Source organism: Mesorhizobium sp. M2E.F.Ca.ET.209.01.1.1 (genome assembly GCF_004010375.2).
GTDB lineage: Bacteria > Pseudomonadota > Alphaproteobacteria > Rhizobiales > Rhizobiaceae > Mesorhizobium.
Window position 1 is genome coordinate 1 of the sequence record NZ_SADP02000195.1, and the last position, 440, is coordinate 440.

A 440-nucleotide genomic window follows, 5' to 3' on the forward strand; every position below is an offset into this window, starting at 1 on the left:
GCGGGCAGGCGCGGGAAGATGGTGCCAATCGCGAAGGAATAGATCGCAAAGCCGGCATAGACGCGGTGCTGCGGAGCGAGTTTCAGGCCACGGGTCATCACGGACATCCAGCAAGGAGATTTTGGCGGGGCCGCCTCTCGGGCCGGCAGCGGACCTTTCTTGCAAGAACGGGCAAAAAATGCAATAACATGGACAAATAAATAGGATCGTGCATGTTCACCGAAGAACGCCATCAACTCATTCGCGATCAGCTTGGGGCGCACGGAAAGGTGCTGGCCGGCGAGCTCGCCAGCCGTTTCGGCGTCTCGGAGGACACGGTACGGCGCGATCTCAGGGAACTTGCCAAGGCGGGACAGTTGCGCCGCGTCTATGGCGGCGCGGTCGCCTCGGCGCCCTTTGCCGCCGCCACGCTCCGCCCCCCGAGCCGCCATGCGGTCGCG

Annotated in this window: 1 protein-coding gene; it reads left to right on the forward strand. The window is 63.9% G+C overall.

What is annotated here, in order from left to right:
- Positions 1–212: 212 nt before the first annotated feature.
- On the forward strand, positions 213–440 hold a 228-nt coding region (locus EN852_RS35250; protein ID WP_135879631.1), incomplete at its 3' end, for a DeoR family transcriptional regulator.